Source organism: Streptococcus sp. 29892, assembly GCF_032594935.1.
Lineage (GTDB): Bacteria > Bacillota > Bacilli > Lactobacillales > Streptococcaceae > Streptococcus > Streptococcus hyiners.
Genome location: NZ_CP118734.1, coordinates 626,528 through 644,250, shown reverse-complemented (window position 1 = coordinate 644,250; position 17,723 = coordinate 626,528). Strand labels below are relative to the sequence as shown.

Sequence of the window (17,723 nt, the reverse complement as noted above, 5' to 3'; positions counted from 1 at the left end):
ACAGCCCAATTTTGATTTAAAGAAAAACGCCTGCCGGCGTTTCTCATCTCCAACTTAAAACGTGGGTAACCCATTTATAAAGAAAACCGCTTACCAGCGGTTCTCATTTCCAACCTAAAATGAGGCGTCAGCCTCGGGGGACAAACCAGCAACTTGCGTTACTGGTTTTCCTATTTCCAACCTAAAAAGGTCCCCCGGACCTTTTTAGCCACCCAGATATGCTTTTTTAACTTCTTCTGAGGCGAGGAGTTCTTTTCCTGTTCCTGAGAGGACGACTTTTCCTGTTTCTAGTACATAGCCGCGGTCTGCGATAGCAAGTGCTTTGTTGGCGTTTTGTTCGATCAAGAGAACGGTTGTTCCTTGTTTTTGGATATCTTGGATGATATCAAAAATTTCTTGAATGAAGATTGGCGCCAAGCCCATTGACGGCTCATCAAGGAGCAAGAGCTTTGGTTGGCTCATCAATGCCCGTCCCATAGCAAGCATTTGTTGCTCACCACCTGAAAGGGTAGCGGCATCTTGGTTCTTCCGTTCTTCCAAACGTGGGAAACGTGCGAAGATTTTTTTCAAGTTAGCTTGGTTTTCTTCACGGTTGTTGCGAAGGAAGGCACCCATTTCTAAGTTTTCCATAACGGTCAAGCCTGCGAAAACATGGCGACCTTCTGGAACCTGTGACAAACCGTCCGCAACGATTTTACGGGCAGGAACTTTTTGAATTTCATTTCCAAGGAAAGAAATCGTTCCAGCTGATGGACGAACAAGTCCCGAAATGGTACGAAGGATAGAGGTTTTACCAGCACCATTGGCACCAATTAAGGTTACAACTTCTCCCTCGTTGACCTCGAAACTGACATCTTTTACAGCTTCGATAACGCCATAGTTGACAGAAAGATTTTTAACTTCTAACATTGCCATTATGCTTCACCTCCAAGGTAGGCTTCAATTACACGCTTGTTATTGCGAATTTCTTCAGGAGTACCGTGGGCAATCAGACGACCGTATTCCAATACATAGATACGCTCAGTAACTTCCATGACCAAGCTCATATCGTGTTCAATCAAGATAATGGTGATACCAAATTCTTCCTTAATTTTACGGATGAGTTGGGTCAATTCTGCCGTTTCCTGCGGGTTCATACCAGCCGCTGGCTCATCCAAGAAAAGAATTTTCGGATCGGTCGCAAGGGCGCGAACGATTTCCAAACGACGTTGTTGACCGTAAGGAAGGTTCTTAGCCAGCGTATCCGCATCGCCATCCAAATCGAAAATTTTCAAGAGGTCAATCGCCTTGTTTTTCAAATCTTCTTCATTTTTGTAGAAGGCAGGCAAACGAAGGAAACTTGCCAAGACTTCTGCCTTACCATGATTACCAAGACCAATCAAGACATTTTCCAAAACTGTCATGTTTTTAAACAAACGGATGTTTTGGAAGGTACGACCAAGACCAAGAGAGGCAATCTTAGAAGGAGCCTTACCATTCAAAATAGTGCCAGCAAGGGAGATTGTTCCCTCACTTGGCTCATAAACACCTGTCAAAAGGTTGAAAAGGGTTGTCTTACCAGCACCGTTAGGACCGATAAGACCGACCAATTCACCCTCATGAAGTTCCATGGTCACATCACCAACGGCAGTCAAACCACCGAAGTTTTTGGTTAAATTTTTTACTTCTAGCAATGCCATTACTTAACCTCCTTCTTCTTGAGCAGAGCTGCCACGCTAAATTCCTTAGTTCCCAACAAACCACCTGGACGGAAAATCATCAAGAGGATAAGGGCCAATGAGTAGATAATCATGGCGATGTCTGAGTAGCTCTTGAGGAATACGTTCAAGATACCAAGTACAATCGCTGCCACAAAGGTACCTGTGATAGAACCCAAACCGCCCAATACGATGATGATCAAAACGTTAACAGATGTCATGAAAGCGAAGTCTTTAGGAACGATGGTGCCTACATAACCTGCATGAAGACCACCTGCAATAGCCGCTGTCATAGCACCGAATACAAAGGCAGATACCTTAACAAAGGTCGGATTAACACCAACTGATTCTGCTGCAATCTCATCTTCACGAACAGAAATAGTTGCACGTCCCATAGGACTACGCAAGAAGTTGACCGTTACAAGAGTTGTGATAATCACAAAAATGTAAACCAAAGGCCAGCTAGTAAAGAGAGGAATAGACATGATACCAGCCGCACCGTTTGTTACAGTACCACCATTGATAATCAAAATACGGATAATCTCCGCAACACCAAGGGTCGCAATGGCAAGGTAGTCACCTTTCAAACGAAGGGTTGGCAGACCAACCAAGAGTGCAACAGCACCCGCAAGCAACATACCGACAAGCAAGGCGATAGCGAAGCCACCATAAGTTGGCATCATCTTGCCAAGAATACCCACTGCGTAGGCACCAATAGCCATGAAACCAGCATGACCTAGAGAAAACTGACCTGAGAAACCAACAATGAGGTTTAGGCCCACAGCTAGGATAATTTGAATTCCGATTTGTTGTACAATCTGAATATAGTAGAAGTTGAGAATACCAGCTGCAACTAAGCCTTGAATAAGACCAAAACCAGCCAATAAGATAGCCAACCAGATTGCATTCACTTTAAGATTTTGCTTCATGGTTACACCTTCTCTTTCACGTTCTTACCAAGGATACCACTTGGACGAACCAAGAGGATGACAATCAATACTGTATACACAATTGCATCACGGAAGGTATCCAAACCAATCACATAGGTAAATGTTTCAATAATACCGATAACGAAACCACCCAGAGCAGCACCAGGAATAATACCGATACCACCAAGTACCGCCGCTACGAAGGCCTTCAAACCAGGAGTCATACCCATCAAAGGCTCGATTTGGTTGTAGTAAAGACCAAGGAGAACACCTGCAGCACCAGCAAGTGCTGAACCCAGCGCAAATGTGAAGCTAATAGTACGGTTTACGTTAATCCCCATCAATTGCGCCGCATCGCTATCCACAGAAACAGCACGCATGGCTTTACCCATCTTGGTACGTTTTACAATCAATTGCAGAGCAACCATCAAGGTCAAGGCTACTCCTAGGATAATCAACTGGATATTGGTCACTGAAACTGGACCAAGATTGAAGGTCACAGCCTCCATAGCCTGTGGAAAGGCCTTTACATCAGCTGAAAATAATTTAATCATTCCATATTCTAAGAAGAAGGAAACACCGATGGCTGTAATCAAGGCCGCAATACGGGTTGAGTTTCTCAATGGACGATAGGCCAAGAATTCAATAACCACACCAAGAGTAGCTGTTCCAACCATTGCCAAGACTAAGGCAACAAAGAAACGGAGGCTACCATCTGCAATAAAGGTTAAATTGTTCAAAAGGAAATAACCCATAAAAGCCCCCATCATATAGAGATCCCCGTGGGCAAAGTTAATCAGTCTGATAATTCCGTACACCATGGTATAACCAAGGGCCAAGAGGGCATATACAGAACCAAGAATCAAACCATTGACAAGTTGTTGAAGCATAGGTTCACCAATCTTTCTAAATATTTTTCAAGCTCAATAAGCATTGTTACATTATACAAAATTTTCTGAAAATAGGCAAGTTTTATTATATTTTTTAATCTTTTAAAAATAGGCTAGTCAATTCAAGGGAAAAAGAGGGAAATTCCCTCTTTAACTTGCTTATTATTCTGCTGAAATTGTATCAACTGATGTCTGCTCTCCATCTGTCAAACCAACAATGTAAACTGATTTCACAACATTATGCTCTGCATCAACTGACATAGTACCTGTTACACCTTCGAAATCTTTCAAAGCTGCAAGGTTGTCTTTAAGAGCTTTTGAATCTGCTGCACCTTCTGCTGCTTTTGCTGCCATGTAAACTGCGTCATAAGCAAGGGCTGCAAACATATTTGGCTCTTCGTTGTATTCTTTCTTATAAGCTTCGCTGAAAGCTTTCGCTTTATCACTAGCTGAAGTTACATAACCTGAAAGGTAGTAAACGTTTGTTGCTGCTGAAGCAGTTGCCAATTCAGTGAACTGTGGTGAGTCGAAACCATCTGAACCAAGGACTGGTTGAGTGATACCTAGACCACGTGCTTGTTTAACGATTGTACCAGTTTCATTGTAGTAACCTGGCATAACAATAGCATCAAACTCCGCATCTTTCAATTTAGTCAAAGCTGCTTGGAAATCTTTATCGCCTGAAGCAAATGTGATTTCAGAAACAATCTCACCTGCGTAAGCTTTCTTGAAGGCTTCTGCTACACCCTTACCATAGTCAGAAGAGTTGTCATAGTAAAGAACAACCTTCTTAGCTGACAAGTTTTCTGTCGCATACTTAGCCATTACTTGACCTTGGTATCCATCTGTAAAGGTTGCACGGAAGAAGTAGTCTTGTACTTCACCTTTGTCATTTACAACCAAGTTTGTTTGTGTACCAGAAGGTGTAATCATTGGAACACCTGCTGACGTCAAAGCAGGAATAGAAGCTGCTGCTGCACCAGATGTTGCAGGACCAATTACAATATTTGCTCCTTCACTTGCCAAGCTAGTTGCAACTGTTGCCGCTTCTGCAGTTTCAGATTTGTTATCTTTAGTGATAACTTCAATCTGCTTACCACCGATACCACCAGCTGCATTGATTTCTTTGACAGCAAGGTTTGCACCTTTTTCTTCATTTTGACCATAAGATGATACGGCACCTGACAACTCCAAGTTATAACCAATCTTGAAAGTATCACCGATAGCAGCACCCTGTGCTGAGCTATTTGTTGATGAAACGGTACCACAGGCAGCAAGTAGGGCTGCTGAGGCAAAGGTAGCAAGTGCTACTGCAAATTTTCTTGTTTTCATGAAAACTCCTTAAATCTTTCTTAAATTTTGCGATGTATCTAATATACTGAATTATCAGAAAATTGTCAACAAAAAAAGAAAAATTTTTAAAAAAATATTTTTCCACAAAAAAGCGAGTAGACCCAACCTTGACTACTCACTCATTTCACCATTAAATAATTGGTTCCTCTTCCCGCCACAAGCTACCAACAAAATTCTGGTCTAACTCTTTTATATAGGACGGAAGAACCTTCTTAACAAATTTTTCCTTTTTTAATTTTTGGATGATAAACTCAGACTGATCCTTATCCAAATAAATCAGAACATAACGCAATTTCTTTGAATGATAATGGATATCTCCGTACTGATTTAGCTTTCTAGCATCTCGATTGTAATGCAAATACACAGTCAGGCAGGTCCGTTCTCTCTTCTCAAACATGATTTCTCCTCTAAAACTTCTCTTGTTTTATTATACCTTTTTCAGAGGAAAATGAAAAGGTCAAACTTAATGGAATGGAAAAAGGAGGCTCAAACGCCTCCTCATCCGCTTATTTTGTTTTTGTATTGTCCATAATTTGGTCAATGAAGCCGTATGCAAGAGTTTCTTCTGCAGTCATCCAGTAATCGCGTTCTGCATCCTTGTGGATTTGTTTCACTGTTTTTCCTGAATTATCAGCCAAGATTTTTTCTAATTTGTTACGGGTTTTAAGCAAGTGTTCCGCTGCAATGGCCATATCCGTTTGCTGTGTACCACCACCTGTTCCACCCATTGGCTGGTGAATCATGTATTCTGCATTTGGCAACATGAAACGTTTGCCTTTGGCACCGCTCGAAGCGATAATTGTACCCATGCTAGCTGCTGTCCCCATAACGATGGTTTGCACATCAGCCTTGATAAAGTTCATGGTATCAACAATAGCAAGACCTGCTGACACAGAACCACCAGGGGTATTTACATAAAGGTAAATATCCTTTGTAGGATCTTGAGCATCAAGGAATAGCAACTGGGCAATGATAGAGTTTGCCATGTTGTCTTCAACTGGTCCTGTCAACATGATAATACGGTCTTTGAGCAAACGCGAATAAATATCATACGAACGCTCTCCACGACTGGTTTGTTCAATAACTACTGGAATCATACGAATCCTCCTTCATTTCAATAACAAGTATGAACCCATTATATAGAATTAGTCAACATTGGTCAAATAAAAACCACGTTTTCAGATAGATGAAAAAAGGGAGTGGGAAAGAACTCGACTAAGTCAAAAAGAGTTCCCCTCACTTCCAAACAGTAGGTTCGGGCTAAAACAGTCCACTGGACTATTTTACTCCCATCCTCGCATAGCTCCAAAGGTTCAGGGAACCTTTGGAGGTTGGAAATGAAGCGAACACTGTTCGCAACAGCCGTATAGGTCAGATTTGGAGTGTAAAACACGAACAAATCTGCCAATCAACCACTGCGCTGAGATGTTGACACGAACCCTGAGAAGCGAGGTTGGGCTTGAGCCCAGCCTCTAGTATCATTATTTTGTACCGAACAAACGGTCCCCAGCATCGCCAAGACCTGGAACGATATAGCCTTTTTCATTGAGTTTTTCATCCAAGGCCGCAGTGTAGATGTCGATATCTGGATGAGCTTCTTGAAGTGCTTTGACACCTTCTGGAGCTGAAACAAGGGCGACAAATTTGATATTTGAAGCGCCACGCTTTTTCAAGGATTCAACAGCTAAGATAGCTGAACCACCAGTCGCAAGCATTGGATCAACTACAAAAATATGGCGTTGGTCAATGTCTTCTGGCAATTTCACAAGGTATTCAACTGGTTGAAGGGTTTCTTCATCACGGTACATACCGATATGCCCAACCTTTGCAGCTGGTACAAGGCTAAGCAAACCATCGACCATCCCAACACCTGCACGAAGGATTGGTACAATGGCCAATTTCTTACCAGCAATTTGCTTTTGAACCGTCTTAGTAATTGGTGTTTCAATTTCCACATCTTCTAATGGTAAGTCACGCAAAACTTCGTAACCCATAAGCATGGCAATCTCATTTACCAACTCACGAAAATCCTTTGTAGAAGTCGATGTACGACGAAGGATTGACAACTTATGCTGAATGAGCGGGTGTGAAATGACTTGGAATTTCCCCATGATGATAAACCTCTCTTTTTTGTTTTTTCTATTTTACCAAAAAAATCGGAAAATTGCTTGGGAAAAGAAAAGAAGTACAGCTTATTTTTTGAAAACAATTGCTTCGTAAGGTCTTAATACAGACTTATCAAAAATTACTTTATTATCGTAATTATGCATAAACAAGGAATAGTCCTCAAGTGATAACTCGTACGCTTGCTCTTCACTTGTGAAATTGACTAAAATAATGAAATCATCCTTTTCATCATATTTACGATAAGCCATTACCAAGTCGTTCCCTGTCTCAATCACTTCATATTTTCCTTCAGACATACAAGGATATTCTTTCCGAAGAGCGATTAATTTTTGATAGGTATAGAAAAGCGATTGTTTGTCTGCAAGTGCTTTTTCAACGTTGATGTCTTTGACTGTATCTCCTAAAGCCAGCCAGGCTTGACCTGTACTGAAACCTGCACCTTCTTCTGCTGTCCATTGCATTGGACGACGAGCATTGTCTCGGCCTTTAGCATTAATGGATGTTATCAGTTCTTCCTTACTATAGCCCTTCTCCATTCTTTCTGCATACATGCGACGTGTTTCAATATCGTCCACTTGGCTAATATCCATAATCGGTGTATTAATCATACCGATTTCCTCACCTTGGTAGATATAAGGTGTCCCTGACATAAAATGAAGATAAATAGCCAACATTTTACCACTTAGTTCACGAAATGCAGGTCGATCATCACCGAAGCGAGAAATGGCACGAGGTAAATCATGATTATTCCAGAAAAGCGAGTTCCAGCCTTTACCAACCAGTTCAGTCTGCCATTTGGATAGAACATTATGCAAACGAGCTGGATCAAGCGGTGCCAAATCCCACTTTTCTTTTCCTTCCTGCTGATCAAGTCCTACATGTTCAAATTGGAAAATCATCGAAAATTCTTTTCGATCAGGATGCGAATATAACTGAGCATTTTCTGGATTGGCACTCCAGGTTTCCCCAACAGTCACTAAGTCGTATGCACCAAAGGTTTTCTCATTTAATTCCTGAATAAGAGGATGGAGAGTCGGTCCATCGGCTGTAATTAATTTTTCCGGTTCTTTTCCAATCAAATCAATCACATCTAGCCTGAAACCGCCGACACCTTTTTCAATCCAAAAATTGATCATATCCCAGATTTCTTGTTTCAGAGCAGAATTTTTCCAGTTCAAGTCCGGTTGCTTAACAGAGAATTGGTGGAGATAGTATTTGTTCAGATGTGGAACGTATTCCCACGCAGAGCCTGAGAAGGTCGAGCGTAATCCATTCGGCTCGTCAGCCCAAATATAATAGTCATAATAGGGATTATCTGGTCCTTTGAGGGCTTCTTGAAACCAAAAATGTTCATCCGAGGTATGATTGAGCACCAAATCCATGATAATTTTGATATTGCGTTTATGGCCTTCTGCAATCAACTCTTCCATATCTTCCATGGTCCCAAATTCTGGAGCAATTCCTTGGTAGTCACTGATGTCGTAACCATTGTCATCCATGGGGGACTGATAAACAGGACTGAGCCAAATTGCATCAATACCTAGTTCGTAAAGATAATCTAATCGGCTGATAATCCCTCGAATATCCCCTACTCCATCTCCATTTGAATCTTGAAAACTACGAGGATAAATTTGGTAAATGACGGACTTCTTCCACCAATCTGTTTTTTGTATTTCTGGCATTTGATTGATCCTTTCTGTACAATCTTATTTACGCAAGAAAAAGGGGAATCCCCCCTGTTTCTATATAATCATATTATAACTCAATTGTGGTCATTTTGCCCTCTTCTATTTCAACAATTTCAAAGGATTTTTCTTTTAGGTTAGCTGTTAGACGGGCAGATACTCCTGCATCTTGATTATTCCAGAAAATTTCCATACTTGTTTCATCCAACATCTTAACGGAGAACTCTCCGTCGAAAGCTGGACTTGTATTGCGGAATTTAAGGAGTTTGAACAAGGATTGTACAACTGGCCGTTGCACTTCCTGCTCAATTTCTTCCAACTCATAGTAATGGCGATTGATATTGCGGCCTTCCTTGCTTGATTCCAAAAGTTCAATATCATTTTCGCCTGCTAGCAAACCAACATAGTAAATTTGTGGAATACCTGGTGCAAAACATTGGAGAACACGCGCTAATAGGTAAGCTTGATCGTTATTGCCGAGGGCAGAATAATAAGTACAGTTAATCTGATAAATATCCAAATTATTGTAAGCTTCAGTGCTATAAATTTTCTTGACATTGGCACCTTGTGCATACAAGGCTTCACGCGTTTCCTCTGTCTCCTCATCCGTCAGCAAATCCTTAACATCTACAACACCGATTCCATCATGTGTATCTAGGGTTGTAAATTGCTTGCGAGGGCAAATCTCCATCCAGTGAACCAGGCGATTGACATGACCTGAATACAAAGCGTGGAGAACCAGCATTGGCAAGGCAAAGTCATAAACATAATAATCCTGTTCCGCAATTTTTTGCTGAATGGTGTAGTGTTCATGAATTTCAGGCAAGATTTCCACATCTTTTGGAGCCAATAACTGACGTGGAAAATGGAGCATTTCCCAAATATCAGGTTCCACAAAGAAACAGTTGGTTCCGATTTTTTTATTGGCATAAGCAAAGGCGTCCAAACGAATGATCGAAGCACCATGTTCTGCCAACTGTTCCAGATTTTCTTGGATGAAACGACGGGTTGTCTCTGTTGTCACATCTAAGTCAATCTGTTGCTCATCAAAGGTACACCATACCTTCTCCTCACTACCATCAGCAAATGTTGCAATACGATATGGAGCACGAGGTTTACGCTTATAGATTAAATCAACATCTTCTTGCGTTGGCTCACCATTTGGCCAAAAGTTTTTATAGCGAATAAACAAATCCGCATAAGCTGATTCATCTTTCTTTTCAAGAAAATCAAGGAAATAAGGAGATTTTGCAGAAATATGATTGATCATAAAATCGAACATCAGATAATAGTCCTTGCTCAATGCTTCAATATCTGACCAATCTCCAAATGCAGGGTCCACCTTTGTATAATCCATTGGTGCAAACCCACGGTCACCTGATGATGGGAAGAATGGTAGAATGTGAATACCTCCCACAACATCCTTTAATGGTCCCTCAAGAACTTTTTTCAAATCCTTGAGATTCTTGCCTAAACTATCAGAATAGGTAATCAACATAGCTTGGTTTTTAATTTTCATCGACATTCTCCTTTGTAAGCCTTTTCTTTTTCATTTTTTAGAAAAGGTTGAACAAGCCAACCTTTTTAATTATTTGACAGAACCACTTGTCATACCTGAAATAATATGTTTCTGGAAGACAAGGTATACCAATAAGATTGGGATAATTCCCACCACATAGGATGCAAATGATGGACCATAGTCACTAAAATACATACCTTGGTAATTGTATTGAAAAAGTGGCAAGGTCCACATGCTTTGATCACGGTTCAATACTAGTAAAGGCAAGAGGAAATCGTTCCAGACCCAGAGGGCATTGATAATCAAAACGGTTGCATGCATAGGTTTCATGAGTGGGAAAATGATTTTCCAGTACATAGTAAATTTATCACAGCCATCAATAGCTGCCGCCTCATCCATTTCCTCAGGTACAATAGTCTTAATATAGCCGACATAGAGGAAGAGGGCCTGAGGAACTGCATAGGTTAAGTACAAGATAATCAGACCGACAATGTTGTTCAATCCAAGACTTGACATCAATTTTGTCATTGGGAGCATAATAACCTGAAAAGGTACGAAAATCCCGATAATCAAGAAAAAGTAGATAAAGTTAAACACTGTCTGGCGTTTCATTTGACGGGCTACGGCGAAAGCTGCCATTGGAATAACAAGTAGAATCAAGCCAACAGCTACAATCGTAATCAAGGCTGAATTGCCAAAATATTGTACAATCCCATCATTAAACAAACGTTCGTAGTTATTTAAGGTGAAATTTTCAGGAAGACCAAAGAAATTGCTCGTGATTTCCTTGGTTGGTTTGAATGAGCTAATAATCGTTACAAGTAGCGGAATAAACATAAAGAGAATACCGCTGAAGAGCACGAGATAGACCCACCAATTTTTCTGTTTTTGAGTATTCATGTCTGTCCTCCTAAATTTCAAATTTCTTCGAAATTCTCATCTGAATCAATGAGATGACAATAATGAAGATGAAGAGTACTACAGCCAAAGCATTGGCATAAGAGAATTTATTGTCTACAAAGGCATAGTTGTAAACGAGTAAACCCAAGGACTCTGTTTTGCCGTCTGGGCCACCACTTGTCAGTGCAAAGATAAGGTCAAATGCTGTCAAACCTGACTTCATTGCCAAGATGAAAACCATACTGATAGATGGTAATAAGAATGGAAGTTCAATATTGAAAAATTGTTGAGAACGAGTAGCTCCATCGATTGCAGCTGCTTCTTTCACATCTTCTGGAATACTTTGTAAACCAGAAAGGAAAATGATAACTGGCATAGCCAGCCCTTGCCAGAGAGCCACAAAAATCACTGCTGGAATAACAGTATTTTCTTGTACCAATAAGTTTTCCATCAACCAATCAATATGCAGAATCTCACCAATTTGTGTGAAACCATAGTTAAATAATTGAACAAAAATCAATCCTAACGTAACTGTGGATAGCACTGCCGGGAAGAAATACCAGGTTCTAAAGAAACCAACCGCTTTAATCTTACGATTGAGCAGGGTAGCCAACCAAATCCCTATGACTATTTCTCCAATGATTAAACCAATAGTGAAGATGATGGTAAAGGTCATGGAAGTATAAAAATCAGGATTTTTTAAGATGTCTAGATAGTTTTGAATACCAATTAAACTAAAATCAGATGTCAATCCATTCCAATCTGTCAAGCTGTAATAGATACCTGTAAATAGGGGATAGAAGAAAAAGATTAGCTGTAGACCGATTGGTATAGCAACAAATAGATAGGGCCAATATTTGGCAATAAATCCTTTTTGATTCATCATGGTACTCCTTTTTTCTAAAATATATAGTTGCTTAGGGTCAGTTTGAATGGAGTGGTAAGGGGGATTCAAACTGACCCTAAGCAACTATAAAGAAGAGCTAGGCTGTTCTAGCCCTCTTTATAGTTTTTTTGAATTATTTTTTCATTGGGTCAAAGAATGCGTTCAGTTTTTTCACTAATTCTGCTGAGTTAGGATTTTTAACCATTTCAGCAGTGATATTCCAGAACTCTTCTTCTGATTCCCATTCAGATTGCAACCAAACAACGTGTTTGTCAGTGAAGGCATATTGTGTAACGCCAGCAGTTTCTTCAAACTTACCTTCTGTATCTACACCTTCAACTGAAGTTGGTGAGCCATCTACATCATAGTATTTTTGCATCACTTCTGGACGTGAGAGGTATTCTAAGAATTTTTTAGACTCTTCTGGGTGCTCTGTATCTGCAGAAATTGAGAGAGCAAGGTCTGCTGCACCGATGGTATAGTCGCCACCTTCTTTGTCACCAGGGAAGGTAAACATACCATATTCAAATTCTGGTTCTTGTTGGTTAACAGCTGTAGCTGCCCATGTACCTTGTGGAAGCATGAGTGCATCACCTGCTGCAAAGCTTGCGACTGCATCTGCATAGAGGGCTCCAGTTGCACCTTTTTGTCCGTTATCTGTCAACAATTGCAAGCGTTCTAAGACAGCTTTTGTTGTAGCGTCATCTTGAATTGCTCCCTTTGCACTGCGGATTAGAATATCTTCAGCGCCATCAAAACCACCCGCAACAGTTACCCAAGCTAACTGATGGTAGCCGTTCAAGGACCAAGCATCATTCAAAGAAAGGGCAAATGGGGCTACACTGCCATCAGACTTGATTTTGTCTACCAAAGCTACAAATTCTGCATACGTAGTAGGAACTTCGAGACCCAATTCTTTGAACTTATCCTTATTATAGTAAATTCCATAGGCATTAGCTGTCAAAGGAAGGGTGTAATTTTTTTCATTAACAAGATAAGGCGTTACAGCACCATCTTTTAGATGACTGAGACCTGCATCATCACCAATTTCTAGGAAACGCCCATCCGCTGCATATGCTTTGAAGTCCGCATTTTGTGGATAAATGTTGATGACATCTGGTGCTTCGTTATTTGCCATACGGGTTTTCAGAACAGTTCCTGCATCTGGTACATTTGAAAATTTAATATCAATCGTAGGATTTTCTTTTTCAAAATCATCAATAATTTCTTGAAGAGTTGCTTGCATTTCAGGTTTTTGTGAGAAATATTCAATCTCAACCTTATCACTACCACCACTTGCATTCCCACAAGCAACCAAGAAGCTGGCAAAAGCACAGACGGACGCACATTTTAAAAATGTTTTCATTTTCATTATAAAATCCTCCTAGATTTTGTTAAAAATATATTGTACACTAAAATAATCTTTTTGAACATGTGGCATTGTAAGACCGATGTTCATCAATTCATCCCCGTAGAATGTTTCTCCTAATTGAGGGCATTCATACAAGGCATCTGGGTCTAGCCCCTTCAACCGAACATGAAGCAAAGGCGCTTCTGGCTTGGCAAGAATTTTTACAAAAGTAAAGACCGCTTGATTCTTATCTTGACTAACATAGTTGGCAGCCCAGGTATTGGTCGTCTTTTTCAGACGGTAGAGCTGGCCGAATTGTATAGTTTCACGAATGGAGTGATAGGATTCGATTTGCTGACTGATTTCATCCAATTCCTTTTCCGAAAGTTTCGTTAAATCCAGCTCGTAACCAAATGCTCCTCCCATCATAGCCACATTACCCCGTGTAGTAAGAGGTGTGATACGACCAACCTGGTGGTTCGGAACGGCAGAAACGTGCGCGCCAATTGAGGAAGGGGGATAAATCAAACTAGTACCTTCTTGAATTGATAAGCGCTCAATCGCATCTGTATCATCACTTGCCCAAGCTTGCGGCATGTAATACATGATCCCCAAATCATTACGCCCTCCACCGCCAGAACAGGATTCAAAAAGAATATCTGGAAACCGCTTGGTAAGGTTGTCTAATACACGATACAGACCTAGCATGTAACGATGGTGGAACTCAAAGCGCTGGTCATTTGCTAAACCTTCAGGGATATTGGTAATATTGCGGTTCATATCCCATTTTACATAAGCAATGTTGGCTGATTCTAATATCGAAGAGACGCTATCAATGATATAGTCACAGACTTCCTGCTTGGTCAAATCCAAAACTAATTGTTCTCGGCTGTAGATTGGTAAGCGTCCTTCTGTGCGAATTGCCCAATCAGGATGTTCACGATAAAGATTGCTATCAATAGAGATCATCTCTGGTTCAAACCACAGTCCGAATTTCATGCCAAGCTCATTTATTCGCTCTGCTAAGCCATTCAAACCATTTGGCAACTTATCCAAATTGACTTTCCAATCACCCAATGAACTTTCATCATTGTTTCGTTTACCAAACCAACCATCATCCAAAACAAACAATTCAATACCAGCTCGACTTGCGACCTGAGCTAACTGTAAAATCTTTTCTTCTGTAAATTCAAAATAGGTCGCTTCCCAGTTATTGATTAAAACTGGTCTTGGTTTGTTTACAAACGATGATCGAATGAGGTGCTTTGTGATAAAGTGATGACTATTCTGTGTCATGCCAGTAAATCCTTTATCAGTATACGATAAGAGAACTTCTGGAGTTTGAAACCGGTCATCCTTATCCAATTGCCATGAGAAATAGTGACTTTCCAATCCTAATCCCAATCGGCTTGTCTCCATAGCAGTTGTTTCGACAAAGGCTGTAAAGTTTCCGCTATAGACAAGGTGAGCTGCATAAACTTCGCCCTTATCCTCACCTGCATCGGGTGAGGATAGTGCTAAGAAGGGTGTTCTTGAGTGACTTGAGGCACCTCGAATGCTACCAATCGAATACTGACCTTTTGTCAATGGAGTCTGTGTCCACTCTTTTTCATAAGCATAACGTCCAGTCAAGCTGTGAACAATGAAATCCTGATGTGGAAAATCAACCGTTGCAGATAATGCCTTCTCTAATTTACACGGATATTTGCCAGTTTGAATTGTAGCTGACCGTGCAAGATAAGAAGCTTCTTCAAAAACAGAATACTGAAGTGTTACAGTAACATCTGCCAACTGATCATAAAGATCAATTTCAAGACTCTCTACTTCTTCTGTGTTGCCAAAACTCGCTGGTAACCCATTTAACTCTTTTTTTCCTTTATAGGTTCTATAGGATTTAAATTTTAAATCTAGGGTCGTTCCAAATTCATTTCGAACATCTAGTGCAGAAGTCCTAAAATCTCCCAGACCACTGCTTGAGTATTCGAGCGGGAGGACATCCAACGAGTATGTCCTATCTCCAGTAATTGGACTAGGAGAAAAGGCCCGATCTAAATATGTTATTTTGTTTCCATCGCTAAATTTTTTGATTTTTTTCCCAAAATAACGATGAACCAGATCTCCTGTTTCCAACACTTGGATGATATAAGAGAATTCTCTTGTTTTCAGGTGAAATATCTGTTTTCTTTCATGAATCTCAATCACATTCATCTCCCCCATCTCTTCTTTATGGTCTTATTTTACAAAATGTAAACGCTTTATTTAATAGCCTTTTGTATCTAAAACATGGTATAATGTTTCCTAAGGAGCATTGAAAATGAATATTCTGAATATCTATAATGAACTTGATAGCCATAACTTTGACCTAAACGTAGACCATTATGGCGCCGAACAGTGCGATAAGAACTACTCATTTGGGCCGACTATACGAAATAACTATGTACTTCATTTTATTACGAATGGAAAAGGCAAGATTACAATCAATGGAGAAACGACTGAATTAAGAGCTGGAGATATTTTTGTACTCCCAAAACATCTGTCTATTTTTTACCAGGCTGATGGAATCGAACCTTGGACCTATACTTGGGTAGGTTTCAGTGGCTCTCGTGCTGAAACTATTCTTGCTCAAACTCAACTTCTAGAAAAATATTATCTACACTCCCGTCTCGATTCTCCGATATTAAAAAAGATGATTGATATCAATCATACGAAAAATCAAACACATCCAATGATTACCGAACTAATCTTAATAGGCCATTTAAATCAATTGCTCGCAGCTCTTGTAGAAGAATTTCCTAATGAATCTTTAAAAGATGCATCTACTCTTGCCAAAAATTACGTTCATCATGCTATAAAAATCATTCATTCTCAGTACAACAGTCCAATCAAAGTGTCTGAAATTGCTCATCAACTTGCGTTGAGTCGCAGCTACTTGTATAAAATTTTTAAGCAGGAAACCGGTTACTCTATCAAAGATTATATTGTCCAAGTTAAGATGAACCACGCTTGTCAACTACTTGCTAATCTCGATCTAAGTATTACAGAAATCGCGAATTCAGTTGGATATTTTGATCCATTGACATTTAGCAGTGCCTTTAAAAATCAATATCACCAGAGTCCAAGTGACTATCGAAAATATCGATTTCAATAGATGATGTTCGTATAACCTTTTGATTTCTAGCAAACTAAAAGTGTGTTCTGACTGTTATTCAGAACACACTTTTAAATTTACCCAAACACTCCTGCAATTCGTTCACAGGCTTCTTTTATGGTTTCAAACGGTGCTGCTGCATTTAATCGGGCGTGATGAACACCTTCTTTACCAAAAGTTTGTCCATCGTTTAGGACTACTTTTGCCTCTTCTTTCAATTTACGATGCAATTCATTATGCTCCAAAGCATAGGCAGAAAAATCAAGCCAGACCAGATAGGTTCCTTGTGGTTTTACTACCTTAATCTTTGTCTGTTGAGTCAGGTAGTCCGTCACATAATCAATATTTTTCTCAAGAACTGTCTTCAATTCCTCTAACCAAGGACGACCATATCGAAAGGCTGTTTCAGTCGTAATCAAGCCAATGGCTGGAATTTCGTGCTGGTTATTGACCAACTGTCTTCTAGTAAAAGCCTTTCTCAATTGTGGATTTTCAATAATAGCAAAACTATTTTTCGTTCCTGCAATGTTGAAGGTTTTTGTTGCAGACGATAAAACAAGTGAAAAATCCTTAAAATCCGGACTCACAGTGTTGAAACTATGGTGCTGGTTTCCATAAAGGGTCAGATCTTGATGGATCTCATCTGAAACTAGCAAGACCTTGTGTTTACGGCACAATTGACCAATTTTTTCTACCTCATCCCTGGACCAAACACGACCACCTGGATTATGGGGATTGCAGAAAATATAGAGTTTCACTTCCTGCTCTACAAGGTCACGCTCCAATTGTTCAAAATCAATCTGGAACTGTCCGTCCACCACCTGCAGTGAATTCGTCACCAATTGGCGATTGTTCAATTTTACTGTACGGGCAAAGGGAGGGTAGACAGGAGTATTGATAAGAACGGCATCTCCCTCCTCAGTAAGAGACTGTATAGCAACTGAGAGGGCTGGCACCACTCCCTCAATTAGAACAATACTTTCTTTGCTGATTTCATAGCCATGTTGGTCTTTTTCCCAATCGATTATGGATTGATAGAGAGAATCACTAGCGTAGGGATAGCCGAAGATATGTTGGTCTGCATACTGGCGAATGGCAGCGCGAATTTCGGGCAGGGCTTCAAAATCCATGTCAGCGACCCAAAGCTGTAAGAGTTCTGGATCCTGCTCACTGGCCTTCCACTTTTCTGAATGGTGATTTAAGCGATTAGGCCTAGTTGTAAAATCATACTGGGTCAT

General features: G+C 40.3%; 16 protein-coding genes. 1 reads left to right on the top strand and 15 read right to left on the bottom strand.

Features of this window, described 5'->3' with window-relative positions; translation table 11 throughout:
* Positions 1-204 precede the first annotated feature (204 nt).
* The 14 genes from PW220_RS03320 to PW220_RS03255 form a co-directional block, all read right to left on the bottom strand.
* The gene (locus PW220_RS03320; protein WP_002937288.1) at positions 205-915 is read right to left on the bottom strand and encodes an ABC transporter ATP-binding protein; all 711 of its coding nucleotides are present in this window, start codon (positions 913-915) and stop codon (positions 205-207) included.
* On the bottom strand, positions 915-1,679 hold the full coding sequence (locus PW220_RS03315) for an ABC transporter ATP-binding protein (protein WP_248054617.1): 765 nt from the start codon (positions 1,677-1,679) through the stop codon (positions 915-917). The genes PW220_RS03320 and PW220_RS03315 overlap by 1 nt, the downstream gene beginning before the upstream one ends.
* Entirely contained in the window at positions 1,679-2,626 is a 948-nt protein-coding gene (locus PW220_RS03310; RefSeq protein WP_105124204.1) for a branched-chain amino acid ABC transporter permease, read from the bottom strand. The genes PW220_RS03315 and PW220_RS03310 overlap by 1 nt, the downstream gene beginning before the upstream one ends.
* Before the next feature lie 2 nt (positions 2,627-2,628).
* Positions 2,629-3,516 (bottom strand): branched-chain amino acid ABC transporter permease, encoded by an 888-nt coding sequence (locus PW220_RS03305; protein ID WP_105118804.1) that lies wholly within the window; start codon positions 3,514-3,516, stop codon positions 2,629-2,631.
* Between the two features lie 162 nt (positions 3,517-3,678).
* Entirely contained in the window at positions 3,679-4,848 is a 1,170-nt protein-coding gene (locus PW220_RS03300) for an ABC transporter substrate-binding protein (RefSeq protein WP_248051161.1), read from the bottom strand.
* Between the two features lie 151 nt (positions 4,849-4,999).
* Positions 5,000-5,266: a DUF2129 domain-containing protein gene (locus PW220_RS03295; protein WP_248054618.1), complete on the bottom strand. Its 267-nt coding sequence runs from the start codon at positions 5,264-5,266 to the stop codon at positions 5,000-5,002.
* A gap of 109 nt (positions 5,267-5,375) precedes the next feature.
* Positions 5,376-5,966: an ATP-dependent Clp protease proteolytic subunit gene (locus tag PW220_RS03290; protein ID WP_105118801.1), complete on the bottom strand. Its 591-nt coding sequence runs from the start codon at positions 5,964-5,966 to the stop codon at positions 5,376-5,378.
* Between the two features lie 384 nt (positions 5,967-6,350).
* Positions 6,351-6,980, bottom strand: a complete 630-nt coding sequence (gene upp / locus PW220_RS03285; protein WP_172024241.1) for a uracil phosphoribosyltransferase — start codon at positions 6,978-6,980, stop codon at positions 6,351-6,353.
* Positions 6,981-7,061: 81 nt separating this feature from the next.
* Positions 7,062-8,678 carry a glycoside hydrolase family 13 protein gene (locus PW220_RS03280; protein ID WP_248054623.1) on the bottom strand — a complete coding sequence of 539 codons (1,617 nt, stop codon included), beginning with the start codon at positions 8,676-8,678 and terminating at the stop codon, positions 7,062-7,064.
* A 73-nt stretch (positions 8,679-8,751) separates the two neighbouring features.
* Positions 8,752-10,200, bottom strand: a complete 1,449-nt coding sequence (gtfA, locus tag PW220_RS03275) for a sucrose phosphorylase (RefSeq protein ID WP_044766408.1) — start codon at positions 10,198-10,200, stop codon at positions 8,752-8,754.
* Between the two features lie 69 nt (positions 10,201-10,269).
* Entirely contained in the window at positions 10,270-11,100 is an 831-nt protein-coding gene (locus PW220_RS03270; RefSeq protein ID WP_009910491.1) for a carbohydrate ABC transporter permease, read from the bottom strand.
* A gap of 10 nt (positions 11,101-11,110) precedes the next feature.
* Positions 11,111-11,983, bottom strand: a complete 873-nt coding sequence (locus PW220_RS03265; protein WP_161941086.1) for a carbohydrate ABC transporter permease — start codon at positions 11,981-11,983, stop codon at positions 11,111-11,113.
* 136 nt (positions 11,984-12,119) lie between these two features.
* Positions 12,120-13,358, bottom strand: a complete 1,239-nt coding sequence (locus PW220_RS03260; protein ID WP_248054624.1) for an extracellular solute-binding protein — start codon at positions 13,356-13,358, stop codon at positions 12,120-12,122.
* A 12-nt stretch (positions 13,359-13,370) separates the two neighbouring features.
* On the bottom strand, positions 13,371-15,545 hold the full coding sequence (locus PW220_RS03255) for an alpha-galactosidase (protein WP_316716445.1): 2,175 nt from the start codon (positions 15,543-15,545) through the stop codon (positions 13,371-13,373).
* Positions 15,546-15,651: 106 nt separating this feature from the next.
* Here PW220_RS03255 and PW220_RS03250 point away from each other — a divergent pair, with 106 nt between their 5' ends.
* A complete protein-coding gene (locus tag PW220_RS03250) occupies positions 15,652-16,485 on the top strand; it encodes an AraC family transcriptional regulator (RefSeq protein ID WP_248054626.1) in 834 nt (277 codons plus the stop codon).
* 77 nt (positions 16,486-16,562) lie between these two features.
* Here PW220_RS03250 and PW220_RS03245 read toward each other — a convergent pair whose 3' ends face one another.
* On the bottom strand, positions 16,563-17,723 hold the full coding sequence (locus tag PW220_RS03245; RefSeq protein ID WP_248054628.1) for a MalY/PatB family protein: 1,161 nt from the start codon (positions 17,721-17,723) through the stop codon (positions 16,563-16,565).

Coding starts and splice junctions, on each gene's coding strand:
- PW220_RS03290 (WP_105118801.1), bottom strand. CDS start 5,966: ATGATTCCAGTAGTTATTGAACAAACCAGTCGTGGAGAGCGTTCGTAT.
- PW220_RS03265 (WP_161941086.1), bottom strand. CDS start 11,983: ATGAATCAAAAAGGATTTATTGCCAAATATTGGCCCTATCTATTTGTT.
- PW220_RS03255 (WP_316716445.1), bottom strand. CDS start 15,545: ATGAATGTGATTGAGATTCATGAAAGAAAACAGATATTTCACCTGAAA.
- PW220_RS03300 (WP_248051161.1), bottom strand. CDS start 4,848: ATGAAAACAAGAAAATTTGCAGTAGCACTTGCTACCTTTGCCTCAGCA.
- PW220_RS03310 (WP_105124204.1), bottom strand. CDS start 2,626: ATGAAGCAAAATCTTAAAGTGAATGCAATCTGGTTGGCTATCTTATTG.
- PW220_RS03305 (WP_105118804.1), bottom strand. CDS start 3,516: ATGCTTCAACAACTTGTCAATGGTTTGATTCTTGGTTCTGTATATGCC.
- PW220_RS03260 (WP_248054624.1), bottom strand. CDS start 13,358: ATGAAAATGAAAACATTTTTAAAATGTGCGTCCGTCTGTGCTTTTGCC.
- PW220_RS03315 (WP_248054617.1), bottom strand. CDS start 1,679: ATGGCATTGCTAGAAGTAAAAAATTTAACCAAAAACTTCGGTGGTTTG.
- upp (WP_172024241.1), bottom strand. CDS start 6,980: ATGGGGAAATTCCAAGTCATTTCACACCCGCTCATTCAGCATAAGTTG.
- PW220_RS03295 (WP_248054618.1), bottom strand. CDS start 5,266: ATGTTTGAGAAGAGAGAACGGACCTGCCTGACTGTGTATTTGCATTAC.
- gtfA (WP_044766408.1), bottom strand. CDS start 10,200: ATGAAAATTAAAAACCAAGCTATGTTGATTACCTATTCTGATAGTTTA.
- PW220_RS03245 (WP_248054628.1), bottom strand. CDS start 17,723: ATGACCCAGTATGATTTTACAACTAGGCCTAATCGCTTAAATCACCAT.
- PW220_RS03250 (WP_248054626.1), top strand. CDS start 15,652: ATGAATATTCTGAATATCTATAATGAACTTGATAGCCATAACTTTGAC.
- PW220_RS03270 (WP_009910491.1), bottom strand. CDS start 11,100: ATGAATACTCAAAAACAGAAAAATTGGTGGGTCTATCTCGTGCTCTTC.
- PW220_RS03280 (WP_248054623.1), bottom strand. CDS start 8,678: ATGCCAGAAATACAAAAAACAGATTGGTGGAAGAAGTCCGTCATTTAC.
- PW220_RS03320 (WP_002937288.1), bottom strand. CDS start 915: ATGGCAATGTTAGAAGTTAAAAATCTTTCTGTCAACTATGGCGTTATC.